Annotated in this window: 21 protein-coding genes and 1 pseudogene; 7 read left to right on the forward strand and 15 right to left on the reverse strand. The window is 66.5% G+C overall.

The window, feature by feature from the left end; translation table 11 throughout:
* Positions 1–99: 99 nt before the first annotated feature.
* The 8 genes from Q7514_RS22275 to Q7514_RS22310 form a co-directional block, all read right to left on the reverse strand.
* Entirely contained in the window at positions 100–300 is a 201-nt protein-coding gene (locus tag Q7514_RS22275; RefSeq protein ID WP_330135427.1) for a hypothetical protein, read from the reverse strand.
* Complete coding sequence (locus tag Q7514_RS22280) at positions 297–1118, reverse strand: carbohydrate ABC transporter permease (protein ID WP_330135462.1); 822 nt, start codon at positions 1116–1118, stop codon at positions 297–299. The genes Q7514_RS22275 and Q7514_RS22280 overlap by 4 nt, the downstream gene beginning before the upstream one ends.
* A gap of 77 nt (positions 1119–1195) precedes the next feature.
* Complete coding sequence (locus tag Q7514_RS22285) at positions 1196–2275, reverse strand: carbohydrate ABC transporter permease (protein ID WP_330135428.1); 1080 nt, start codon at positions 2273–2275, stop codon at positions 1196–1198.
* Positions 2276–2292: 17 nt separating this feature from the next.
* Positions 2293–3573: an ABC transporter substrate-binding protein gene (locus Q7514_RS22290; protein ID WP_330135429.1), complete on the reverse strand. Its 1281-nt coding sequence runs from the start codon at positions 3571–3573 to the stop codon at positions 2293–2295.
* A gap of 168 nt (positions 3574–3741) precedes the next feature.
* Positions 3742–4815, reverse strand: a complete 1074-nt coding sequence (locus Q7514_RS22295) for an ABC transporter ATP-binding protein (protein ID WP_330135430.1) — start codon at positions 4813–4815, stop codon at positions 3742–3744.
* Between the two features lie 44 nt (positions 4816–4859).
* A complete protein-coding gene (locus tag Q7514_RS22300) occupies positions 4860–6308 on the reverse strand; it encodes an alanine/glycine:cation symporter family protein (protein ID WP_330135431.1) in 1449 nt (482 codons plus the stop codon).
* A 56-nt stretch (positions 6309–6364) separates the two neighbouring features.
* A complete protein-coding gene (locus Q7514_RS22305; protein WP_330135432.1) occupies positions 6365–8446 on the reverse strand; it encodes an NADPH-dependent 2,4-dienoyl-CoA reductase in 2082 nt (693 codons plus the stop codon).
* Positions 8443–8997, reverse strand: a complete 555-nt coding sequence (locus tag Q7514_RS22310; RefSeq protein WP_330135433.1) for a PadR family transcriptional regulator — start codon at positions 8995–8997, stop codon at positions 8443–8445. Before Q7514_RS22310 ends, Q7514_RS22305 begins: the two co-directional genes overlap by 4 nt.
* An 89-nt stretch (positions 8998–9086) precedes the next feature.
* Here Q7514_RS22310 and Q7514_RS22315 point away from each other — a divergent pair, with 89 nt between their 5' ends.
* The gene (locus Q7514_RS22315) at positions 9087–9893 is read left to right on the forward strand and encodes a DUF2786 domain-containing protein (protein ID WP_330135434.1); all 807 of its coding nucleotides are present in this window, start codon (positions 9087–9089) and stop codon (positions 9891–9893) included.
* Positions 9890–10405, forward strand: a complete 516-nt coding sequence (locus tag Q7514_RS22320) for a TIGR04338 family metallohydrolase (protein WP_330135435.1) — start codon at positions 9890–9892, stop codon at positions 10403–10405. Before Q7514_RS22315 ends, Q7514_RS22320 begins: the two co-directional genes overlap by 4 nt.
* 7 nt (positions 10406–10412) lie before the next feature.
* On the opposite strand, the gene Q7514_RS22325 is transcribed toward Q7514_RS22320, so the two are convergent.
* Both Q7514_RS22325 and Q7514_RS22330 read right to left on the reverse strand, forming a co-directional pair.
* Positions 10413–11549: an acyl-CoA dehydrogenase family protein gene (locus Q7514_RS22325; RefSeq protein ID WP_330135436.1), complete on the reverse strand. Its 1137-nt coding sequence runs from the start codon at positions 11547–11549 to the stop codon at positions 10413–10415.
* Between the two features lie 10 nt (positions 11550–11559).
* Entirely contained in the window at positions 11560–12729 is a 1170-nt protein-coding gene (locus Q7514_RS22330) for an acyl-CoA dehydrogenase family protein (protein ID WP_330135437.1), read from the reverse strand.
* Between the two features lie 120 nt (positions 12730–12849).
* On the opposite strand from Q7514_RS22330, the gene Q7514_RS22335 reads away from it, so the two are divergent.
* Entirely contained in the window at positions 12850–13482 is a 633-nt protein-coding gene (locus tag Q7514_RS22335; RefSeq protein ID WP_330135438.1) for a TetR/AcrR family transcriptional regulator, read from the forward strand.
* Between the two features lie 12 nt (positions 13483–13494).
* Here the strand turns inward: Q7514_RS22335 and Q7514_RS22340 are convergent, their stop codons facing one another.
* Positions 13495–13971 carry a nitroreductase family deazaflavin-dependent oxidoreductase gene (locus tag Q7514_RS22340; RefSeq protein WP_330135439.1) on the reverse strand — a complete coding sequence of 159 codons (477 nt, stop codon included), beginning with the start codon at positions 13969–13971 and terminating at the stop codon, positions 13495–13497.
* Between the two features lie 104 nt (positions 13972–14075).
* Here Q7514_RS22340 and Q7514_RS22345 point away from each other — a divergent pair, with 104 nt between their 5' ends.
* Positions 14076–14870: an LLM class F420-dependent oxidoreductase gene (locus tag Q7514_RS22345; protein ID WP_330135440.1), complete on the forward strand. Its 795-nt coding sequence runs from the start codon at positions 14076–14078 to the stop codon at positions 14868–14870.
* A gap of 35 nt (positions 14871–14905) precedes the next feature.
* On the opposite strand, the gene Q7514_RS22350 is transcribed toward Q7514_RS22345, so the two are convergent.
* Together Q7514_RS22350 and Q7514_RS22355 are read right to left on the reverse strand one after the other, a co-directional pair.
* The gene (locus Q7514_RS22350; protein WP_330135441.1) at positions 14906–15559 is read right to left on the reverse strand and encodes a response regulator transcription factor; all 654 of its coding nucleotides are present in this window, start codon (positions 15557–15559) and stop codon (positions 14906–14908) included.
* The gene (locus tag Q7514_RS22355) at positions 15547–16659 is read right to left on the reverse strand and encodes a sensor histidine kinase (RefSeq protein ID WP_330135463.1); all 1113 of its coding nucleotides are present in this window, start codon (positions 16657–16659) and stop codon (positions 15547–15549) included. Before Q7514_RS22355 ends, Q7514_RS22350 begins: the two co-directional genes overlap by 13 nt.
* Positions 16660–16793: 134 nt before the next feature.
* Between Q7514_RS22355 and Q7514_RS22360 the strand changes: the two genes are divergently transcribed.
* The 3 genes from Q7514_RS22360 to Q7514_RS22370 all read left to right on the forward strand — a co-directional run bounded on the left by Q7514_RS22360 (position 16794) and on the right by Q7514_RS22370 (position 21421).
* On the forward strand, positions 16794–17921 hold the full coding sequence (locus Q7514_RS22360) for an alpha/beta hydrolase (protein ID WP_330135442.1): 1128 nt from the start codon (positions 16794–16796) through the stop codon (positions 17919–17921).
* 78 nt (positions 17922–17999) lie between these two features.
* On the forward strand, positions 18000–19235 hold the full coding sequence (locus Q7514_RS22365; RefSeq protein WP_330135443.1) for an alpha/beta fold hydrolase: 1236 nt from the start codon (positions 18000–18002) through the stop codon (positions 19233–19235).
* Positions 19236–19336: 101 nt separating this feature from the next.
* Complete coding sequence (locus tag Q7514_RS22370) at positions 19337–21421, forward strand: PhoX family protein (RefSeq protein WP_330135444.1); 2085 nt, start codon at positions 19337–19339, stop codon at positions 21419–21421.
* A gap of 29 nt (positions 21422–21450) precedes the next feature.
* Here Q7514_RS22370 and ggh read toward each other — a convergent pair whose 3' ends face one another.
* Together ggh and Q7514_RS22380 are read right to left on the reverse strand one after the other, a co-directional pair.
* The gene (gene ggh / locus Q7514_RS22375) at positions 21451–22788 is read right to left on the reverse strand and encodes a glucosylglycerate hydrolase (RefSeq protein ID WP_330135445.1); all 1338 of its coding nucleotides are present in this window, start codon (positions 22786–22788) and stop codon (positions 21451–21453) included.
* A gap of 95 nt (positions 22789–22883) precedes the next feature.
* A pseudogene (locus Q7514_RS22380) lies at positions 22884–23275 on the reverse strand (LLM class flavin-dependent oxidoreductase); the annotation flags it as partial.

The raw sequence follows: 23275 nt of genomic DNA on the forward strand, positions 1-23275 counted from the left end.
GATGGGAACTCGGCAGATTCTTCCATCCTGCCGACCGCATGGTACGAAGTCACGCGCAGAAGTGACGTACGCAGCACTCTGCAGAATGTGTGCGCAGCACTAGGACGAATCTGCGCGGCGCCACGCACGGTATGTGAACCACCACGCAAGCGCGAACCCTGCCAGCACCAGTGACGGCACGATACCCGGCTCCGGTGACAGCATCTCCGCGACAGCCCCCACCACCGCCATCACGGCAAAGACCGTGATGACACCGAGCACCATCTCGAGTCGCTGACGGCGGGGGAGGCGACGACTCACGACTTCACGCCACCCGCCGTCAGACCCGAGATGATCCGACGCTGGAAGATCAGCACCATCACGACCAGCGGCACCATCACCAGCGTGCCACCTGCCATGATCGACGCATACGGCGTCACATACGGGTCGGTGCCGGTGAACCGTGCCATCGCCACCGTCACCGGGGCCGTCCGTTCACTCGAGAGCTGCGACATCAGCAGGTATTCGTTGACCGTCGCGATGAACGCGAGGATCGCGGTGGTGAACAACGCGGGCGCCGCGAGCGGCAGCATGATCAGGCGGAACGCCTGCCCGCGCGTTGCGCCGTCCATGCGCGCGGCCTCCTCGAGTTCCCACGGCAATTCGGAGAAGAACGAGGTGAGCGTGTACACCGTCAGCGGGAGCACGAACGAGATGTTCGGGATGATCAACGCCTGGTAACTGCCGATCCAGCCGATGTCGGTGAACAACTGGAACAGTGGCGTCACGAGTGCGACGACGGGGAACATCGAGGCACCGAGGATGATGCCGGTGACGAAGTACTTGCCCCGGAACTCGAAACGCGACAGCGCGTATGCGGTGAACACACCGATGAGCAGTGCGATCGCGGTGGTCGCCCCGGCGATGATGACGCTGTTCATCAGCGCGCGGGAGAAGTTGACCTTGGCGTCGGGGTCGAGTGCATCGGCGAAGTTCTGCAGGGTCGGATTCGTCGGCCACAGACTCGTGCTGAACGTCTCGGATGGATCGCGCAGCGCCGTGACGATCATCCAGTAGCACGGAGCGAGCCCCCAGACGATGATGAGCGCCACCCCGAGGTAGGTGCCGATCGTTCCCATCCGGAACCTGCCCGCACGCTTCGGGCCCGGGGGCGGGGTCTCGTCGGCAGGCGTCTCGGTGGCGGTGATCGTGCCGGTCATGCGACGTCTCCCTTACGCTGCTTCTCCTGCGTACTGACCGCATTGGCGCCGAGGAACCGCACCAGGATGAAGGCGACCGCGAAGATGATGAGGAATGTGATCGTCGACAACGCGGACGCCGAGTTGGCGCCTTGACGCATCTGGTCGACGACCAGCACGGAAATCGTCGAGGTCGCGGGGTTGGAGCCCATCATGATGGCGGGCAGGTCGTACATGCGCAGCGCGTCCATGGTGCGGAACAGGATCGCGACCATGAGCGCGGGCTTGACGAGCGGCAACGTGATCTGGGTAAAGCGCTGCCAGGCGTTCGCGCCGTCGACCTTCGCCGCCTCGTACACATCCGACGGAATCATCTGCAGGCCCGCGAGGATGAGCAACGCCATGAACGGCGCGGTCTTCCACACGTCGGCGACGATGATCGCGAAGCGGGCGGGCCACGGATCGGCGGTCCACAGGATGTCGGTGCCGAGCATCTTGTTGGCGATACCGTCGTTGGCGAAGATGAAGAACCACAGCTTGGCGGTCACTGCGGTGGGGATGGCCCACGGCACCAGTACCGACGCACGCAGCAGACCGCGGCCCCGGAACGACTTGGCCATCACGAGCGCCATCGCGAAACCGATCACTGTCTCGATCGACACCGTCACGACAGTGAAGAAGAATGTGTTGAAGATCGACTGCCAGAACTGAGAACCGAGGGTTCCCGGCGGGCAAGGGATCGAACCGGTGGCAGTACCGCAGGTCTGGGTGATCCAGCGGGTGTAGTTCTCGATGCCCACGAACCCGCCCGTGACGAACCGGCCCGTATCGGGGTCGAGCGTCTTCGCGTCGCCGTGCAGCGACATCCAGACCGCTCTGCCGAGCGGGTACAGGATGATCACCGCGAGGACGATCATCGACGGCGCGATGAACATCCACACCGGCACCTTCCGCCGGGTCTTGGCCGGCGGAGCGGTCATCGGCGGCGGCGCGGGCGCGCGGTGCCGTCCGGCCACACGTCCGCGGCCGGGACCATCGGTCCCGACCGCGGTGTCGTGTGGCGGATCCGCGGGCTTTCCGACCTGCGGTTCTGCCATCTACTGCTCCTAGTGGATCAGTTGCCGGCGGTTTCGATGCCGGCCTGCGTGTCGTCCAGGGCCTGCTGGACGGGCTTCTCGCCCCGGATCGCAGCGTAAGCGTTGTCGGAGATCGCCTTCGACACGGCCGAGTAGTACGGCGACGCCGGACGCGGCTTCGCGCTCTCGAGAGCTTCCTTCAGTGTCGAGAAGTACGGGTACTGCTCGAGGATCTCCGGGTCGTCGTAGACCTCGGCGAGGACGGGTGCGCCGCCGACCTCGGCGTAGTACTCCTGCGACTGACGGGTCTGCATGAACTCGAGGAAGTCGCGAGCCGTCGCCGGAGCATCCGTGAACGCGCTGATGCCGACGTTGTAGCCGCCGAGAGTGGACACGCCCGGACCGTCGACGCCCGGGAGCACCGCGATGCCGTAGTTACCGGCGACCGACGTCTCTTCACCGTCGGTGTAGAAACCGGGCCACGTACGCATGAACAAGGCTTCGCCGTTGCCGAACGCAGTCTGCGACTCACCCTCGGTGTAGGTCTGTGCGGCAGCAGGGATCGTGCCGTCCTCGAAGGAATCGACGATGAACTGCAGGCCCTCGGCCGTCTGCTCGTCGATGGCCGGCGTGAGACCGTCCTCCGCGACGAAGCTGCCGCCGAAGGCGTTGACGATCTCGGTGGTGTTGACCGTCAGTCCCTCGTAGTTGCTGAACTGGCCGATGTAGCAGGCGATACCCGCTTCTTCCGCCTTCGGGCATTCCGCCTTCAGCTCGTCCCACGTGGCGGGTGCCTGATCGACGAGGTCGGTGCGGTAGTACAGGAATGCACCGTTGGTGTTCTTCGGGGCGGCGTACAGCGTGCCGTTGTAAGTGCCGGATTCGACGGTTGCGGGCAGCAGGCCGTCGGTGTCGATCGCGTTGTCACCCTCGAGCGGCAGCAGCCAGCCGTTGGCGGCGAACTCGGCGGTGTTCGTGACGTCGACGGCGACGAGGTCGTACTCGTCGCTCTGCGCCTGCATACGCTGCGCGATATCGGCGTACTGGTCGTTGGCCTCGCGCGCGAGCGGCTTGAAGGTGACCTGCTCGTCGGGGTTCTCGGCGTTCCAGTCGGCGATGATGTTCTCGAGCGCTGCGTTCAAGGGGTCCTGCCCCTCGACGATGGTGATCGGGCCGCGACCCTCGTCGGATGCGGCAGCGCCTGTGTCGGAGCCGGTGTCGCTGCCACCGTCGTCGGAGCCACATGCCGTCAGAACGAGCAGCGCCGCCGAGGAGGTGGCGATGACAGCTCTGCGCATCGCCTTCTTGTTCAAAGCCATGTACATCTCCCGTGTGAGATCGGAAAATCAACTCGCCGGTAACCCCTGGGCCACCGACACCGGCCACTACTGTGGCACGGGCCACCCCGAAAAGTCGGCATTCCGCCCATCCTTTATCGGTTCTGTGTCGGGGACCGCAGCCGCCACACGCGGCCCGAACTGCCCCGTTCAGCCGATGCGAAGACCGTCCGACGTCTTGAACACGTGCACGTGGTTCGGGTCGAACCGCAGGTGGACACGGTCGCCCTTCTGCGGTGGTGTGCGCCAGTCACTGCGCGCGACGATCTCCTGACGGATTCCACCGATCGTGGCGTTGCCGTACACGTACGCATCCGAACCCAATTCCTCGAGGACATCCACATCAACGGGGAGCCCGTCTGCGGCGATTTCGAGGTGCTCCGGCCGGATGCCGATCGTCACCTCCGTCTCGGTCACCTGTCCGAGAATGTCGCGGGGCACCTGGACGTGGACGTCGCCCACCATGACTCCGCGTTCGACGACGGGGAGAGTGAACAGATTCATTGCGGGTGAGCCCATGAATCCGGCGACGAACACGTTGGCCGGCTGGTTGTAGAGCACGCGCGGCGACGCGCACTGCTGCAGGATTCCCTTGTCGAGCACGGCGACGCGGTCGCCCATCGTCATGGCCTCGACCTGGTCGTGGGTGACGTAGACAGTGGTGGTGTTCAGCCGACGCTGCAACTGCGCGATCTGCGTGCGGGTCTGTACACGCAGTTTGGCGTCGAGGTTGGACAACGGCTCGTCCATGAGGAACACCTGCGGTTCCCGCACGATCGCACGCCCCATGGCGACGCGCTGCCGTTGACCGCCGGAGAGGGCCTTCGGCTTGCGGTCGAGGTACTGCTCGAGGTCGAGCATCTTGGCGACCTCGGTGACCCGCTCACGGATCCGGGATTTCGGGGTCTTCGCGAGCTTGAGCGCGAATCCCATGTTCTCGGCCACCGACATGTGCGGGTACAGCGCGTAGTTCTGGAACACCATCGCGATGTCGCGTTCCTTGGGATCCTGCGCGGTGACGTCGTTGTCTCCGATGAGGATGCGGCCACTGTGGACCTGCTCGAGTCCTGCGAGCATCCGCAGCGACGTCGACTTACCGCAACCGGAGGGCCCGACCAGGACAAGGAACTCGCCGTCCTCGATCTCGAGATCCAGTGCGTCGACCGCAGGTGTACTCGAGCCGGGGAACAGACAGGTCGTCCTGTCGAAGGTCACCGAGGCCATCGCAGATCCTTTCCGAAGCGGACACGCTCGTGCGCTACCGGAATCTACCGTGCGTCTTCGCGGTCCACCGCCACCGGCGCGTCGTCGTCGCCCCACACCTGGATCCCACGGACCCCCGGCACATCGCCACGATGGAAGACCGGGTCGCGTCCCCGCTTGCGTTGCGCGCTGTAGTTGTGGAACAGCGCGTACGCGATACCCGACAACGGGACCAGCGCGATGAGGTTGACCGTCGCCATCACGCCCATCGCGAGGTCGGCGATCGCCCACACCAGCGGCACCGAGCCGATCGCGCCGAGGAACACGCACACCACCACGGCCGAACGCAGATAGGGCAGCGCCCTCCGCGAACCGGTGAGGAACTCGATGTTCGATTCGCTGTAGTAGTAGTTGCCGATCACCGAGGTGAAGGCCAGGAAGAAGATGAGGACCGCAAGGAAGTGCACGGTCCAGTCGCCGAGCTGCAACGCCAGCGCATTCTGCGTCAACGCAGCGCCCTCGAGTCCCGAACCGAACTCCGGATCGGACAACAGGATGATGAACCCGGTGATCGAGCACACCAGCCACGTGTCGAAGTAGACGCCGAGGCTCTGCACGAGCCCTTGCTTGACCGGGTGCGACACCGATGCGGTCGCACCGGCGTTCGGGGCCGACCCCATGCCGGCCTCGTTCGAGAACAGGCCGCGCCGGATGCCGTACATGAACGCGGCACCGAACCCGCCTCCCGCGATCTCGCGGATACCGAAGGCATTCTCGAACACCAACTTGAACATCCCGGGGACCTCACCGATGTTGAGGACCACCACGATGATTCCGATGATCAGGTAGGCGATGGCCATGGCCGGCACCACAACCTGCGACACACTCGAGATCCGCCGCACCCCACCGAAGATGACCAGGGCGACGAGGATCGCCACGCCGATGCCGATACCGACCTGCAGACCCGTCGTCTTCTCACCCACCGAGCTCGACACCGCGTCGACGATCGAGTTGGTCTGCACGGCGTTGAACACGAATCCGTAGGTGATGGTGATGATCACCGCGAAGATCATGCCCATCCACCGTTTACCGAGCCCATATTGCATGTAGTAGGCCGGGCCGCCCCGGAACGCACCCTTGTCGCGCACCTTGTACAGCTGCGCGAGAGTCGACTCGACGAAGGCGGTGGAGGCACCGACCAGCGCCATCGCCCACATCCAGAACAGTGCGCCGGGTCCGCCGATACTGATCGCGATCGCGACGCCCGCGATGTTGCCCGTTCCCACCCGCGATGCCGCCGAAATGGAGAATGCCCGGAACGCCGAGATCCCTTTCTCCCCGTCGGGGAGGTCCTCGGCCTTCTCCACGATGGACCGCAGCATGTCGGGGATCAGCCGGATCTGGATGAACCGTGACCGGAACGAGTAGTACAGCCCGGACCCCACGAGAAGCGCGATGACCGCGTACCAATACCAGTCGTTGATGTCGGTGACGAATTCGACCGCGGTGTCCATTCCACTGATCCTGGCGGTCGAGGAACGGTTCCGCAGGGTTTCGACCCGGAATCGCCTCAGATCCGATCGGCGAGCCGGGTGCCCTGCTCGATCGCACGTTCGGCGTCCAGTTCCGCTGCGACGTCGGCGCCGCCGATCACGTGTGTCACCACCCCGGCAAGGGTGAGCCCGTCCACGAGATCACGAACCGATTCCTGTCCCGCGCACACGATGATCGTGTCGACCGGCAGCACCCGATGCTCGCGACCGTCCTTGCCGAGAGCACCGTCCTTGCCGAGAGCGATGTGCAGACCGTCGTCGTCGATCCTTTCGTAGCTCACGCCCGAGATCTCGTGGACACCCTTGTGTTTCAATGCGGCCCGATGTACCCAGCCGCTGGTCTTGCCCAGTTTCGCCCCGATCCGGCCGGGAGTGCGCTGCAACAGGTAGACCTCGCGGGGCGACGGCGAAGGTTGCGGAGTGGTCAACGATCCGGGCGCATCCTCGTCGTCACTGACGCCCCATTCGCGTTGCCATTCGGCGAGATCCGTCGCCGGGGAAGTGGTGTGCGTGAGGAACTCGGAAACGTCGACGCCGATGCCGCCCGCACCGATCACCGCGACCCGCTCACCTATCGGCGCACCGCCTCTCACGGCCTGCGCATAGGTCAGCACGCTGGGATGGTCGATGCCGTCGATGGTCGGCACTCGCGGCGTGACACCGGTCGCGACGACGACCTCGTCGAATCCGTCCGTCAGGTCGGCGACCGTGGCTCGCGTATTCAACTGGACGTCGACGCCGGTGAGCTCCAGTTGTCGCGTGTAATACCGCAGGGTCTCGGCGAATTCCTCCTTACCCGGGATGAGCTGCGCAATGCCGAACTGGCCACCGATCTGCGCATCCGCCTCGAACAGGCTGACGCGGTGGCCGCGGCGCGCGAGGTTCACCGCGGCCGACAGGCCCGCGGGACCGGCACCGACGACCGCGACGGATTTGCTGCGGCGCGTGGGCGAGAGCAGCAACTCGGTTTCCCGTCCGGCGCGTGGGTTGAGCAAGCACGAGACGTGCTTGTTGACAAAGGCGTGATCGAGACACGCCTGATTGCAGGCGATACAGGTGTTGATCTCATCCGGTGCACCCGCGGCGGCTTTGCGCACCCAGTCGGGGTCGGCGAGCATCGGCCGCGCGAGCGACACCAGGTCGGCGCGACCGTCGGCGAGAATCTCCTCCGCGATCTCGGGCATGTTGATGCGGTTGGATGCCGCGACCGGAATGCTCACATGCTTCGCGAGTCTCGCGGTGAAGTCGACGAACGCGGCGCGGGGCACGGAAGTGACGATCGTCGGTACCCGCGATTCGTGCCAGCCGATATCGGTGTTCAGCAGCGTGGCGCCGGCCGCCTCGACTTCCTGTGCGACCGAGACGATCTCGTCCCAGCTCTGACCTCGGTCGACGAGATCTGCCATCGACAGCCGGAAGGAGATCACGAAGTCGGGGCCGACGGCCTCCCGGACTCCGCGGACGATCTCCACGGCCAGGCGGCGGCGCTTCTCGGGTGTACCGCCCCACTCGTCGGTGCGCCGGTTGGTGCGTTCCGCCAGGAACTGGTTGATGAAATACCCTTCACCACCCATGATTTCGACTCCGTCGTAGCCAGCCTGCTGCGCGAGCCTGGCGCACCGGACGAATGCGCGGATCTGTCTGCGCACTCCCCACGATGTGAGTCGCCTCGGCCGGAACGGGTTGATGGGTGCCTTGATCGACGATGCCGACACGCTCAGCGGCCAATAGCTGTATCGGCCCGCATGCAGGATCTGCAACACGATTCGGCCGCCTTCGGCGTGCACGGCGCGGGTGATCGTGCGGTGTCGCCGGGCCTCGATCCGGTTGGTGAGCTTGGCTCCGAACGGCAACAGCCAGCCGGTCCGGGTCGGTGCGTAACCGCCGGTCACGATGAGCGAGACCCCACCGCGGGCACGTTCGGCGAAGTAGGCGGCGAGTCGGCCGGTGTTCTTGGCGCGGTCCTCGAGCCCGGTGTGCATCGAGCCCATGATCACGCGGTTCGGCAAGGTGATCGAGCCCAGGTCGAGCGGCGACAGGAGGGTCGGGTAGGGGTCGGTCCCCGTTGTTGCCGATGTCACGGCAGTTCGTCTTGTCACGATTGTTCCTGTTCCGAAGGGGGCGTGAGGGCGTCGAGCATGTCCTGGCACCAGTCGCGGAAACCTTCCTCGACGCGGATGCCGCCGCGCAGGACGAGGTACTGGTGTAGCGCCGAACCGGAGAGGGATGCCGGCGCCGGGAAGTCGCGTTTCTCGATGAGCCGATAGACGTCGAGGCGCGCGGCGTGAGCGTCGCGATGGCGGGTGATCTCCGCGCGCAGTTCGGGCATGGTGGAAGGCCTCGCAGCGCGAATCTTGACGGCCAGTTCGCTGCGCAGGTGGTCGGGTTCCGATGGTTCGGCGATCCAGCGGTCCAGTTCGGCGTGTCCGGCCGCGGCCACGGTGTAGATCTTCTTGTCGGGGCGGCCGTCCTGTGGCACGGCCTCGCAGGTCACCCAGCCGCGTTCCTCCATCCGTCGCAGGACCCGGTATATCTGCTGATGGGTCGCGCTGTGGAAGAACCCGATGGATTTGTCGAAGCGACGAGCCAGCTCGTAGCCGGATCCGGCGCGCTCGTCGAGTGAGACGAGCAACGCGTGTTCGAGTGCCATGCGCACATTATGCAACCAGGTGCATATGCAATCAAGTGCATTGTCTCGGTGACCGATTCTTCGAGGGCACGACCCTCTACGCTCGACGCGTGAGTTCGGACAAGATGCTGACCCGCATCGGCGGCCTGTTGCGGCAGGCGGAGTCGACCGACAATCCGCACGAGGCCGATGCCTTCCTCGCAGCCGCCCAGCGGCTCGCGACCTCCGCCTCGGTCGATCTCGCGGTGGCCCGCACCCATGCAACATCCAAGGAACGTCGTGCGACACCGGTGCAACGACTCATCACCATCGGGGAGGCCGGGAAGAAGGGATTGCGCACGTATGCGCAGCTGTTCCTGGCGATCGCGGCCGCCAACGACGTGCAGTGCGACATCACCGCCACCTCCACGGTGATCTACGCGTACGGCTTCACCGGCGACATCGACGTGTGCGAGGCCCTCTATTCGTCGCTGCTGGTGCAGATGGTGCGCGCGTCCGACGCCTACCTACGCTCCGGCACCTACAAGGACGAGACGACCGTGCAGACGGTGGTCGAACGCCGTGGGGGCCGGCAGGTCCGCACGCGGGTGCGGAAGCCGGTCGCGGGCGTCACCGCACGCCTGAACTTCCAGTCGGCGTTCGCCGCGCGGATCGGCACGCGCCTCGCCGAGGCGAAACAGGACACCGAGCGCGAAGCCGAGGAATCGACACCCGGAACCGCTCTCGTCCTGCGCGGCAAGGAACTCGAGTTGCGCGATTTCTACCGCACGACCTCGCAAGCGCGAGGAAGCTGGCGGGGGAACCGCGTAGCGACACGGTCCACGGATGCGCAGAGAGCCGGCGACCGCGCCGGGCGCACCGCGCGACTCGGCAGCTCACCCGAACTGCCACCCGCCGCGAGGAGGCTGGAACAGTGACCAAGGTCCGTGACACGAAGAGAACATCCGTGTACGAGGCGGAATCTCTCGTACGACGCATGTTCGACCTCGCCGATCAGCGCGGACTGCGCACCGTCGAGGTCGCCGGGTCGCACGTCACTCTCCCGGTCGAACGTCGTTTCGCGTCGCTGGAGTCTGCTCAGCAGTACGTAGACAAGGTGCTCGCATTGAACTGGGTTCGCGAGCGCTGGCCGCGCGCCGCGCTTCCCGTGCGAGTCCGTGCCCGGTCGGGAAATACCGCGGCGCACTACGAAAACGACTGTGCGACCATCGCGCTACCGGTACATCGCGACAATCGGGCCTGGGCGTTCCGCGAACTCGTGGTGCTGCACGAACTGGCCCATCACCTCGACCCGCAGGACCCGGACGATCCGACCGAGCCCGCACACGGGCCCGCGTTCGTTGACCGGTTCCTGACGTTGGTCGACGAGATCATCGGGCCCGAGGCGGCGTTCGTGTTACGGGCGTCGGGGATTGCGGTTCGCGATTGAATTCGCCTCACATACCGGCGACCTCGACCCGTCCGTAATCGCCGACACCTGCTGCGAGGACGCGCAGGTGGTCGTCCATCGTGCCGAGGGTGTGCTCGATCGCGGTGAGCCGGCTCAGGTAGTGCCCGATCGAGTGTTCGGCAGTGACTCCGATACCGCCGTGCATCTGCACCGCATCCTGCCCGATCTTGCGTGCCGACCGCCCGACCTGCAGCTTCGCACGCGAGGCGATCACCGGGTCGACGATGCCGTCGGCCAGCGCCATGGTCGCGTACAGGCTCATGCTCGCCGCCAGTTCGTACTGCACGTACATGTCGGCGGCGCGGTGCGTCAGAGCCTGGAACGTTGCGAGCGGCACACCGAACTGCTTGCGCTGCTTCAGGTAATCCGCGGTCGACCGCACCGCCCGATCGATCGCGCCGGTCGCCTCGGCGCACAGCACCGCTTGCGCCCTGACCTGCGCTGCGACAATCGCGGCCGACGCATCGGTGGCGTCACCCAGTGGGGTGGCTACGACGCCGTCGAGCACGATCTGTGCGCCGCGACGCTCGTCGTTGGTGTGGTACGCCGTGCGGGTGAGTCCGTCGGCCTCGGCTGCGACGACGAACAGGCCCACACCGCCGTCGGGCAGCTGCGCCGACACGATCAGAGTCTCGGCACAATCACCGTGGAGCACAGGATTCTTGCGGCCGGTGAGGGTCCACGCGTCGCCGCTGCGCACAGCGGTGGTGGCCACGGCCGCGGACGGCCAGCGGGTTCCCGGCTCGTCGTGTGCGAAAGCCATCAGCAGCGCACCTTCGGACAGGCGCGGCAGGAAGTCGTCGCGCTGGTCGTCGCTGCCGACCTCTGCGACGAGTCCGCCCGGCAGGTACACGGCAGCGAGTACCGGTTCGGGAGCCAGGGCGGCGCCGAGTTCGGTCGCGACGGCCATGACCTCGACGGGTCCGGCTCCCATTCCGCCGTGTTTCTCGGGCAACGGCAGGCCGAGCACACCGAGGTCGGCGAGTTGCTGCCACACCTCGCGGCTCCAGCCGAGCTCGCCCTCGGCGACACGGTTGCGGGTCTCCACGTCGTACGCATCGGCGAGCAGGTCGCGGACGGTCTTGCGGAGCAGGTCCTGTTCGGTATCGAGATCGAAGTTCATGTCCTGGGCCTCACAGTCCGAGAATCGAGGAAGCGATGATCGAACGCTGCACTTCGCTCGACCCGCCGTAGATGGTCACCTTGCGGTTGTTGAGGTAGGTCCCGGTGGTGAGCTGCGCCCACTCCGGCGAATCGATGTCGTCGGAACCGGTGGGGAGCGAATCCGGGCCGGCGATGTCGACGAGGAGTTCGGTGGCAGCCTGCTGAAGTTCGGAGCCACGTATCTTGAGCAGCGACGATGCCGGGTTCGGCCTGCCGTCGGACGAGCTGGCGACGACACGCAGCTGGGTCAGCTCGAGAGCGATCAGCTCGTTCTCGAGTTCGGCGAGGCGGGCGGCGAACAGTGGGTCCTCGAGGAGCGTGCCCTCGCCGAGCCGGGTCTCGGCAGCGAAGCTCTTGGCGCGGGCCAGCTTCACCTTGGTGGCGCCGACGCGGGTGATGCCGATGCGTTCGTTTCCGAGCAGGAACTTCGCGTATGTCCAGCCGGCGTTCTCCTCGCCGACGAGGTTCTCGGCCGGTACTCGCACGTCTTCGAAGAAGACCTCGTTGACCTCGTAGCTGCCGTCGATCAGCTTGATCGGGCGCACGGTGATGCCGGGGGTCGACATGTCGATCAGCAGCATCGAGATGCCGGCCTGCTTCTTGACATCGGGATTGGTGCGGACCAGGCAGAAGATCCAGTCGGCGTGCTGACCGAGCGTCGTCCAGGTCTTCTGACCGTTGACGATGTAGTCGGCGCCGTCGCGCACCGCGCGTGTCTTGAGCGAGGCGAGGTCGGATCCGGCCTCGGGCTCGGAGAATCCCTGGCACCACCAGATGTCGAGATTCGCCGTGGCAGGAAGGAAGCGCTCCTTCACCTCCTGCGACGCGAACTGCGCGAGCACCGGGCCGATCATCGAGGTGTTGAACGGAAGGGGTTCGGGAACCGACGCGAGCTGCATCTCTGTGAGCCAGATGTTGCGCTGCACCGGAGTCCAGTCCTTGCCGCCCCACTCGACGGGCCAGTTCGGTACAGCCAGACCACGCGCGTTGAGTATCTTCTGGGCGCGGACGAATTCGTCCTTGCCCAGAGATTTTCCGGCCGCGACCTTCTCGCGCAGCTCGGCGGGGAACTCCGTGGTGTAGAAGGTGCGCAGTTCGTCGCGGAACGCGCGCTCCTCTGCTGTGAGTTTCAGATTCATGGGTGGCCCTCTGTCGCGGTTGTGCGGTGGGAAGACCAGCGGAAGGCTGCTGATCCGTACTACCGAACGGTAACCTGACACTGTAAGGTTGTCCAGTACGACAGCCGGAAGGAGATGCACATGGCACGGCCCCGCACCCCGATCCTGAGCCGGGAACTCATCCGCCACACCACGCTGCGTCTCGTCGACGAGCACGGACTCGACGCCCTGTCGATGCGCAAGATCGCAACCGAACTCGACGTACGCGCACCCTCCCTGTACAACCACTACGCCAACAAGGACGAACTGCTCGACGATATCGCCGCCACCATCGCCGAGAACGTCGACGTCAGCGGATTCGCGGGCGACGACTGGCAGGATGCCCTCCGCACCTGGGCGCACTCCTACCGGGACGCCCTGGCCGAACATCCCAACATGGTTCCGTTCCTCGCCTCCGGCCCGAGCAACCGTCCTGTCGCACTCGTCCGCGCCGACGCCGTTCACGGCGGACTCACCCGCGCGGGCTGGCCACCGCGGACCGCCACGATGATCGGGGCGTCGATCAAATACATCGTCGTCGGGTCGGCGATCACATCGTTCGCCGGCGGATTCATCGACGACATCGACACCTACAACGAGCGCTACCCGCACCTGTCGCAGGCGCATCGACTCCGCGAGTACGCCGCCGAGATCGACCAGGACAGCTTCGAACTGGTGCTCGAGACCTTCCTGTCGGGACTCACCCTGCAGTACGCAGCACTCGACACCCGGTGATCCGGCCAGGCGTCACACCCGCCGCAATCGGACGAACCGGATCCGGCTCCCCGCCTCCCGGAAGTCGGAATCGCTGCCGTCGACCTCGAAGCCCATCGCCGCGGACAACCTCGTCGCGATGCGGCGGTGCTTGTCCGCGTAGTGCACGAAGAATTGCGCACCTTCTTCGGGCTCGAGGAATTCCGCGGTGACCCCGACCCGCTCACGTCGCGACTCGACGCGCACATGAGGATCGGCCCGCAGATTGCGATACCAGTCGGACGTGGCCCCGAACCCGGCCGCAACGACGAAACCGTCGCGCGTGTCGTCGTAGTTGACGACCTCGAGCACCACATACCGGGGTTTCCCGGTCTTGCGACCACGGTGTTCGAGAAGCAGGAAATGGCGGCCCAGCAGGAAACCGAGGTGCCAGCGGTACAACCGGATCGGCGAGCGGAAGAGCCGACGTCGGATACCGGTGGGCGGCACAACGGCTTTCGTCTCGCGCATGTCCTCCACCATGCACCTACGTGATCGCCGTTGTCGACACGCCGTGCGAACCGTCCCAGCGGATTCCGGCTGCGGCGCGAACACGATCCGAATACGGTTGACTCATGACTCGCTCCATTCGCATCGGACTCCAACTCCAGCCTCAGCAGCAACCCGACTACGGCGTCATCCGCGACACGGTGCTGCGCGCCGAGGACGCGGGCGCCGACATCGTCTTCAACTGGGACCACTTCTATCCGTTGTACGGCGATCCCGACGGCGCCCACTTCGAATGCTGGACGATGCTCGGTGCGTGGGCCGAGCAGACCGAACGGGTCGAGATCGGCGCGCTCGTCACCGGTGGCGGCTACCGCAACCCCGACCTGCTGGCCGACATGGCGCGCACCGTCGACCACATCAGCGGCGGTCGCCTCATCCTCGGTATCGGCTCCGGCTGGTTCGAGAAGGATTACGACGAGTACGGCTACGAATTCGGGACCAAGGGGTCGCGTCTCGATCTGCTCGCCGAGTACCTGCCGCGCATCACGTCGCGGCTCGGCAAACTGAACCCGCAACCCACCCGGCACATTCCGCTGCTCATCGGCGGTGGCGGACCCAAGAAGACACTGCCCCTGGTAGCGAAGTACGCCGATATCTGGCACAGCTTCGGCGAATTCGAGACCCATACGGAGAAGTCGAAGATCCTCGAGGCGCGGTGCGCAGATGTGGGACGTTCTCCGTCGGAGATCGAACGGTCCACGTCGTGGCCGGGCCTCGAACACGCCGCGGCCTACGTCGACGAGGGCATCAGCCTGTTCACCGTCGGTGTCGGCGGGCCCGACTACGACCTCGCACCGTTGCTCGAGGCGATCGGGTGGCGCGACGAGAATTCACCGCCGCCCCTGTCCGGTCTCGCATAGCGCGGGGCCCGAACGTCCTCGTATCCGGGACGATCTCAGACGAGATCGGCGTCGTGGACGAGCAGCGCGATCTGCGTCCTGTTGTCGAGTGCAAGCTTGGTGAGGACGCTCGACACGTGGGATTTCACCGTCGTGACGTTCATGTTCAGCGACGCCGCGATCTCGGCATTGGTGTCCCCGTTCCCGACCCGTACCGCCACCTCGTGCTCACGGGGCGTCAGCACCGCCAGCGCCGCGCGTGCGCGCTCGTACGTGCCCGCCTGTACGACGGTGCGCTCCATCAGGCGCCGGGTGATCGCCGGCGACAGGATCGGGTCCCCGGCGGCGACCCGGGCGACGGCCTCGGCGATCTGCGCCGGTGGGGTGTCCTTGAGCAGGAAACCGGCGGCACCCGCGCGGAGGGCGTGCAGGACGTTCTCATCGGTGTCGAAGGTCGTCAGCACGATGACCTCGGGCGGCCGAGGCCGACCCCGCAACAGCGTCGTGGCGGTGATGCCGTCCACATGAGGCATCTGGAGGTCCATGAGCACCACATCGGGGCGGTGTGCGGCGGTGGCGGTGACGGCTTCGCCACCGTCTCCCGCTTCTCCGACGACGACGATGTCGCCGACTCCGTCGAGCATCATGGAGAGGCCGGCACGCACGAGGGCGTCGTCGTCTACTAGGACCACTCGGATCACGTCGGCCATGGTAACCGGGCGCTGAGGTGGAACCGGCCGTCGATTCGCTCGTGGTCGAGCCGTCCTCCCGCGAGCCGGACCCGTTCGGTGAGCCCCACCAGGCCCAACCCACTGCCGGGTGCAGCCGGGGTGGTCCCGGACGCGGCCAGCGCGTTCCGGATCTCGATCTCGAGCTCCGCCCCGGGCGAGCCGCCCAGTGTCACCTCGACCCCGTTCCCGGCGGCGTGCTTGCGTGCGTTCGTGAGTCCCTCCTGGACGACGCGGTATACGGTGCGGCCCACCGACGGCGGCAGGTCGCCGGGGAACTGCCCGCTCAGCGTCACCGGCTGGCCGGCGGCGCGGGTCTCCTCGATCAGCACGTCGAGGTCCGCCGCGGTCGGGCCGGGGCCGCTCGACGCTGCCGCATCCTCTTCGCGCAATAGCACGACCACCTGCCGCAGTTCCTCCAACGCCTGGTGCACCCCGGCGCGAACCACCCCGGCTGCCAGCGCGATCTTCTCGGGCGGCGCGTCGGGCCGGAACTCCAGCGCACCGGCGTGCGTCGCAACCAGCGACAGGCGGTTGGCGAGGACGTCGTGCATCTCCCGGGCGAGGCCGCGCCGCTCCGCCGCTCGGGCCTCGGCAACGAGCCTGCCCTGCTCTGCCTCGGCGCGGCGTGCGCGCTCGCGCAACGACATCACCAACTCGCGGTGTGAACGGGCCAACGTGCCCCAGCCCAACAGCGCAGCGTAGGCGACCGTCACCAGCACAACCCACCATTCGAAGCCGAGGGCGGGATCGGGGTACCGGATCCACTGGAGCAGGTGAGCCGCGATCCCGGCGACCGCGACGGCCACAGCCGTGCGAAACCGCGTGCGCCAGGCAACCTGGAGCGCCCCCACCGTCGCCGCTGTGGTGGCGACCGGCGAGAACACCGCAAGGACGGTCGCAGCGAGCGCGCCGGTCACCGGCCGCCACAGTTGCAGCATCGCCGCGGCCAGGCCGAGGACGGCGGTGGCGAAGTCCAGCGGCCCCGGATCGGGAAGGGACCACAGCGTCAGTGCGGTCAGCACGCCGATTCCGGCGGCCATGCCGATCAGTTCTCGAGGGCGGGGATTGCGGCGCTCCATCACCGGGCGATGCTATCCGCGCGAACATCGGGTCCGTCACCTACGAAAGTAGGAGGCGTCTCTCTCTGTGGCAGGAGACTCCCTGACCTCGAGGCCGATGCGGTACCCGCTGTGCGTGAATGACACTGACCGGCATGAGCATCCCCTACGGCTACCTGATCGGGCTCGTCTTCCTCACGATCCCCGCGCTGCCGGTCCCGCGTCTCGGCGAGCGCGTCGGCACCGTGGTCTTCCTGCTGTGCATGGCCGTCAACGAACTGCCGTTCCTCGCGATCGGACTCCTCGCCGCCAGCACGGCGCTCGCCTTCTCCGAGGGCGACCTCGCCTCGCCGGTCACCATCGCCGCCGCCGTCATCACCACGGCCTGCGTGGCGTCGACCACCTGGAAGAGTGTGCGCGCCCAGCGGATCCTCCAAGGCGCAATGGGCGCGAGCACCGTGACCCGCAACGTATCCTACGCGCGGGTCCTTCTGCACCCCTTCCCTTTCCGTCCCCGATCGGTGGAGCGGACCGCGAACATCGCCTACGGTCCGGCGGGGAAGCGCAACCTGATGGATGTCTACCGGCATCGCTCACATCCCAACGGCGCCCCCGTCCTCATCCACTTCCACGGCGGCTACTACGCAATGGGACGCAAGAACACCCAGTCCCGGCCGATGCTCCACCACCTCGCCTCCCGAGGGTGGGTGTGCATCAGCGCGAACTACCGACTGCGCCCCGAAGCCGGTTTCGAGGACCACCTGATCGACGCCAAGCGCGTCATCGCCTGGGTCCGCGAACACGGCCACGAATGGGGCGCCGACCCCGACCGGATCGTCCTCACCGGCTCCTCCGCGGGTGCCCACATGTCGACGATGGCCGGCTTCACCCAGTGCAGGCCGGAGTACCAGCCGGGCTTCGAGGAGGTCGACACGTCGGTATCGGCGATCGTCGGTATCGGCGGGTACTACGGCCCGTATTTCGGTCGCGGCGACGACACCGACCCGTTCGCTCAGGCCCACGCGGATGCGCCCCCGATCATGATCGTTCACGGCGACCGCGATTCCCTCGTCCACATTTCCGTCGCCCGCGCCTTCGCGAAGCGGCTGCGCGAAGCCTCGTGCCGGACGGTCTACGCCGAACTACCCGGCGCCCACCACGGCTTCGACGTGTTCCACTCACCCCGTTTCGAAGCGGTCGTGGGCGCGGTCGAGGCCTTCGCTGCCCACACGTGGTCACCGGACGAGCCGATCGGTACCGAACGGCCGCAGGCCTCCGGATAGGGCGACGCGTCCGTCTCCACCGCACCCGAACTGCGGCGACCCCGACGGTCCCCACACGCCTCGTACGATCGGAAGTGCATGCCAGATGTACCGACGCTTCCACCGTGCACCGCCGGCGACTGGGACAACGCTCGCCGGCGGCGCCGCCTGCGCGACACGAGGACAGGTCACAGCTGGCACCAGGCGAGCGAAGCGACGGGGATTGTCCGGTTCGGCCGAACGCGCCGGTTCCTCGCGCGCACCGCGATCGCCACGGTGCCGTTCGTCGCCCTCTACACGCAGTACTGGCATTTCGACGTCGCACCCATGCGGGAGCAACTCGCCGAAACGCAGCCGCGCATCCACCAGGTCTACGACGCGCAGGGCGCCGACAACCGTGACACCGCAGTCGTCGAAGGCGACAATCGCACCGCAGTCGTCGACCTCGTCGGGCTCGGCAATCTCGACGCCACCAACACCGCGAGGGCCCTGCCCGCACTGAGCCGCCTCGGGGACGTCTGGGCCGTGGAGTACGACAACTCCGGTCTCGACACCGCCGTCGTGAGCCGTCTCGTCGCCGCACGCGCCGAGACCCTGGGCATCGACTCGGTGATCCTCACCGGCCACAGCATGGGCGGCATCATCGCGCTCGAGGTCGCCGAGCATCTGTATCAGGACACATCGCTCGAGGTGCTCGGGGTGATCCTCGACTGCACCCCGATCGACCTTCACGCCGTGCGCGCCGACAGCCGCGATGCAGGCGAAGAGCTGCTCCGCTGGATCGGCTGGATCCCCGGTGCCCGTGAAAGCCGGATCATGCGGATGGCCATCGAGATCGCGGCACGCCAGGACAGGTTCGTCCTTCCCTCGGATCGCTGGTACCGACGCATCGACGGCTCCGAGTTCATCGATGTCGTCGAAGAGGTTCTGAAGGACAAGATCCTGTCGACCGACGCCGCGAGCAACGGTCTGATCGAATCGCAGTTCCGGGCGATCGTCGCATCCGGCGCGTCCGACAGCCTGCGAGCGCTCGCCGCCGAGCAGGACGACAAGGTGCGGCCGGCGATCGTGTTCGTGCGGCCACGGCACGCGCTGAACGACCACGTCGTGGACGTCGAGTACACGCAGCAGGCCCTCGTCGAACACTCCGGCGGAGTCGACGGCACCCTGCTGGTCGCGAAGATCGACCACACCGGTCACGCGAATCCGATCCAGGCGCCCGAGGCCTACAACAACGCGATCACCGACCGGGTTGCACCGTTCATCGATCTACGCCCCGGGGAGAACCTCGACGACGACGGCGACTCTACAACCGGTCCGTCCATCGGTCCGTGACCTTCCTAACACTCATCCCGCGTTCACCTTCTCGTTGCCTTCGACTCGCTTCGAGCTTCTACGGTCCGGCGGTTGTACCTAGAGATGAGGGAGACAGCCCCGTGGCCCGCAAGGAACTACCACTGATCGTCATGCACGACGGCAAGTCGTCGCGCTCGAATATCACCTGCAAGTACAAATGCGGCGACGCCTGCTCGCACGATGTGCCCAACACCTCCGGTGGAGCGTACTTCGGCGACATTGTGCGCCAAGCGATGTCGCGCCGAGGAGTACTGCGCGGCGGCGCGATGGCCGTCCTCACGGTCGGCGCCGGCGGTGTTCTCGCCGCGTGTTCCGATGATTCCTCCGCCGCAACCACCGAGGGTGGTGCCGCAGAAGGCGCCGTCGATCTCGGCCCCAGCCCGGCCGGAACCGACTTCGTCGCCGTCGCCCCCAACACCGACGATGCGGTGACCGTGCCCGAAGGATACGAGCAGGAAGTCGTGATCCGCTGGGGAGACAAGGTTCTCCCGGACGCCCCTGAATTCGACATCGACGATCAGACTGCCGCCGCGCAGGAGAAGCAGTTCGGATTCAACAACGACTTCGCCGGGCTGCTGCCCGTCGACGGTGTCCCGAACACGTACCTGCTCGTTGTCAACCACGAATACACCACCGAGCCGTTCATGTTCGCCGGATACGACGAAGAGAACCCGACAGAGGAACAGGTCCGCATCGGCATCGCGAACCACGGCCTCTCTGTTGTGCAGGTCAAGGGCGAGTCCGGATCCGGTCGTCTCACACCCGAATTCGGGGAGTACAACCGTCGGATCACCGGCACCACCGAATTTTTCGTGACCGGCCCGGCAGCAGGCAGCGACCTCCTGAAGACCACCGCGGATCCCACCGGCACGAGAGTCGCCGGTACATTCAACAACTGTGCGGGTGGGGTCACCCCTTGGGGCACCGTGCTGTCCGGCGAGGAGAATTTCAACCAGTACTTCGCGAACGCCGAGACGGTCACGGACGCAGTGGGTGCCGAGCGTCTGGCCCGGTACGGAATCGAAGGCGGTGAGTCCGACCGGAAGTGGGAGCGTTTCGATCCCCGATTCGACATCGCTGCAGAACCCAACGAGGTCAACCGGTTCGGCTGGGTCGTCGAGATCGACCCGTTCGATGCCACCTCGACACCCGTCAAGCACACCGCGCTCGGCCGTTTCAAACACGAGGCCGCGAACATCCATGTCACCGACGACGGCACCGTCGTCGCGTACAGCGGCGACGACGAGCGCTTCGACTACATGTACAAGTTCGTCTCGTCCCGCAAGATGCAGGATGGAAACTCCCGCGCGGCAACGGCACACAACATGACGCTGCTCGATGCGGGCACGCTCTACGTCGCAGCGCTCGAGGGCGACAACCCCGACGCAATCGATGGTTCCGGCGACCTGCCCGAGGGCGGCGCATTCACCGGAACCGGTACCTGGATTCCGCTGCTGCGCACAGGCGACGACGGCACGGGCGAGTCTCTCGTCGAGGGCATGAGCGCCGAAGAGGTCGCGGTGTTCACTCGCCTCGCGGGCGACAAGGTGGGTGCGACGAAGATGGACCGACCCGAGGATTTCGAGGCCAACCCGGTCTCGGGCAAGGTCTACGTCGCGCTGACGAACAACACCAAGCGCGGCGTCGACGGCGGCGCCGCTGCCGACGAAGCGAATCCGCGCAACGACAACAAGAACGGTCAGGTCCTCGAGATCGACGACGACCACGCCGGTACGTCGTTCACGTGGAATCTCCTGCTGGTGTGCGGCGACCCGTCCACCGCCGACACCTACTTCGGTGGGTTCGACAAGTCCCAGGTCAGCCCGATCTCGTGCCCCGACAACCTCGCGTTCGATCCGCACGGCAACCTGTGGATCTCCACCGACGGAAACGCACTCGGATCCAACGACGGCCTGTTCGCGGTGGTGCTCGACGGCCCGCGCCGCGGTGAGACCAAGCAGTTCCTCACCGTCCCGATCGGTGCCGAGACCTGTGGCCCGATCGTCGAGGACAACCGCGTCGTCGTGTGCGTCCAGCATCCGGGCGAGACCGACGACGCATCGTGGGACAGCCCGGGATCGCACTGGCCCGACGGTGGTGACTCGCAGCCGCGCCCGTCCGTGGTCGCAGCGTGGAAGAGCGACGGCGGCCGGATCGGCGTCTGACCACCTGTCGCCCCATGGCCGCGGGGCCGCTAACCCAACCAGTCCAGAACCGCTGCGGCAGTCCAGGATTGCTGCATGCTTCCCAAGGGTTCGCCGGTGAACGGCTCGTAGTACTCGGCGAACGAGCCGCCACTGGCCTGCCGTAACCCTTCTGCTCGCAGGGTGTTCGCGCGCTCGACCCAGCCTCGACGCGCGAACACCCACGAGAACAGCCATGTCATGACGGGCCACACCGGACCCCGCCAGTACTCCCGCGACCGGAAGTCCAGCGACACCGGTGACGTGGACGGCGGCACCGCGTATCGCAGGTCGGGGTGTCCGCAGAACTTCGGACCTTCGAAAGTCCGCAGCAACGCCCGTTCGGTCCTCCGGTCCAGCCCGCCGCTGAGCAACGGCGCGAACATCGCGAGAGTGTCTGTGGCTACCCACTTCCCGGATCTCAGGTCGAAGTCCTTCGCCGCACCCGTTCGCGCATCGGTCGAGTCGACCACGCCGCGCCGGAAGCGGTCGGCCCACTCGTGCAGTTCCCGCACATCGGCATGGGGGCGCGACTCCTCCTCACCGATCTCGGCGAGCACCTCGCACGACAACGCGAACACGGCGCTGACGAAGATGTCCTCGACCGCGAAACTCATCGTCTCGGCGAGCACGTCGTCCTCGTACCGCGCGGCCTTCATCTCCTCGAGCAGCCACAGGTAGCGGGCGTACTCGACGTCGCTGGGTCGTTCACCCGGATCCGCGACGTGAGCGAGGTCCTCGCGCCGGAAGGCCGGAACTTCGTCGACAGCGACGTTCGCATACGCGGTATCCCACCGGGGCGAGTTGTCCATACCCGATTCCCAGCCGTGGAAGATCGCGATGCGTCCGTTGCCGCCGATGTCCCTGGCCCGCGCCAGCCAACGATGCCAGCGCATCAGATCGGGCCAGCGCCGGTCGAGGAACTCGTCGGCGACCGCGCGGGTGCTGCGGCCGTGCCGACGGGCATGGTCGAGGATGCGTTGGACAGCGATCGCGTGCACCGGCGGCTGGGTGATACCCGACGTCTGCACCTCCCGCGGGGCGTGGGCCGCGAGCCGGCCCACTTCCCACCGCGACGGGCCGGGAAAGTATCCGTCGACACCGCCCGCGAAGACGATGTGCGGAATCATCCCGTTCGACCATTGCGCCGACAGGAGAGTGTCGAGCTCGACGACGGCGCGCTCCACACTCAGCGGAGCCAATCCGATCGATACGAACGCTGCGTCCCAGCTCCACATGTGCGGGTACAGCTTGGGCGCCGCACTGGTCATCGTGCCCAGGTCGTTGCCGCGAAGAAGGTACGCAGCGCGTGCTGCGAGCTGGGTGGGGGTGAATCCGCGGTCCGGCATCGTCCCATTCTGCGGCTTCCCGGCGAAGATGCACGCCCGACGCCCCACCCGTAACACTCACGACACAGTGATGCCCCGCAGCTCGCCGGGTCGGGCTACCGAGCGGCGGAGAGGAACGCCGTCGAGCCCGACAGATCCGCGGCGGAGCGGTTGCGCGGCGTGACCAGCCCACGACGCTCGAGAATCGGACGCACGCCCTCGCCGAATCGATAGGCTTCCTCGAGGTGCGGGTATCCGGACAACACGAAGTGATCGAGCCCGAGCGCGGCGTATTCGGCGATGCGGTCTGCGACCTCTTCGTGCGAGCCGACCAGTGCGGTACCCGCGCCGCCGCGAACGAGACCCACACCCGACCACAGGTTCGGTGCCACCTCGAGGGTGCGTGCATCACGGCCCTGCGAGTACGCGCTGCCACCGCCGTGGAGCTCGAGCATCCGACGCTGCCCCTCCGAGCCCGAACGTGCCAGGGCACGCTGCGCATTCTCGA

This window comes from Rhodococcus artemisiae, assembly GCF_036327795.1.
GTDB classification, from domain to species: Bacteria; Actinomycetota; Actinomycetes; order Mycobacteriales; family Mycobacteriaceae; genus Rhodococcus; species Rhodococcus artemisiae.

What these genes read in the sequence shown, in the direction of transcription:
- Q7514_RS22280 (WP_330135462.1), bottom strand. Translation starts at nt 1,118, where the DNA reads ATGGGAACGATCGGCACCTACCTCGGGGTGGCGCTCATCATCGTCTGG.
- Q7514_RS22285 (WP_330135428.1), bottom strand. Translation starts at nt 2,275, where the DNA reads ATGGCAGAACCGCAGGTCGGAAAGCCCGCGGATCCGCCACACGACACC.
- Q7514_RS22290 (WP_330135429.1), bottom strand. Translation starts at nt 3,573, where the DNA reads ATGGCTTTGAACAAGAAGGCGATGCGCAGAGCTGTCATCGCCACCTCC.
- Q7514_RS22295 (WP_330135430.1), bottom strand. Translation starts at nt 4,815, where the DNA reads ATGGCCTCGGTGACCTTCGACAGGACGACCTGTCTGTTCCCCGGCTCG.
- Q7514_RS22300 (WP_330135431.1), bottom strand. Translation starts at nt 6,308, where the DNA reads ATGGACACCGCGGTCGAATTCGTCACCGACATCAACGACTGGTATTGG.
- Q7514_RS22310 (WP_330135433.1), bottom strand. Translation starts at nt 8,997, where the DNA reads ATGGCACTCGAACACGCGTTGCTCGTCTCACTCGACGAGCGCGCCGGA.
- Q7514_RS22325 (WP_330135436.1), bottom strand. Translation starts at nt 11,549, where the DNA reads ATGAACTTCGATCTCGATACCGAACAGGACCTGCTCCGCAAGACCGTC.
- Q7514_RS22330 (WP_330135437.1), bottom strand. Translation starts at nt 12,729, where the DNA reads ATGAATCTGAAACTCACAGCAGAGGAGCGCGCGTTCCGCGACGAACTG.
- Q7514_RS22335 (WP_330135438.1), top strand. Translation starts at nt 12,850, where the DNA reads ATGGCACGGCCCCGCACCCCGATCCTGAGCCGGGAACTCATCCGCCAC.
- Q7514_RS22340 (WP_330135439.1), bottom strand. Translation starts at nt 13,971, where the DNA reads ATGCGCGAGACGAAAGCCGTTGTGCCGCCCACCGGTATCCGACGTCGG.
- Q7514_RS22345 (WP_330135440.1), top strand. Translation starts at nt 14,076, where the DNA reads ATGACTCGCTCCATTCGCATCGGACTCCAACTCCAGCCTCAGCAGCAA.
- Q7514_RS22350 (WP_330135441.1), bottom strand. Translation starts at nt 15,559, where the DNA reads ATGGCCGACGTGATCCGAGTGGTCCTAGTAGACGACGACGCCCTCGTG.
- Q7514_RS22355 (WP_330135463.1), bottom strand. Translation starts at nt 16,659, where the DNA reads ATGGAGCGCCGCAATCCCCGCCCTCGAGAACTGATCGGCATGGCCGCC.
- Q7514_RS22360 (WP_330135442.1), top strand. Translation starts at nt 16,794, where the DNA reads ATGAGCATCCCCTACGGCTACCTGATCGGGCTCGTCTTCCTCACGATC.
- Q7514_RS22365 (WP_330135443.1), top strand. Translation starts at nt 18,000, where the DNA reads ATGCCAGATGTACCGACGCTTCCACCGTGCACCGCCGGCGACTGGGAC.
- ggh (WP_330135445.1), bottom strand. Translation starts at nt 22,788, where the DNA reads ATGCCGGACCGCGGATTCACCCCCACCCAGCTCGCAGCACGCGCTGCG.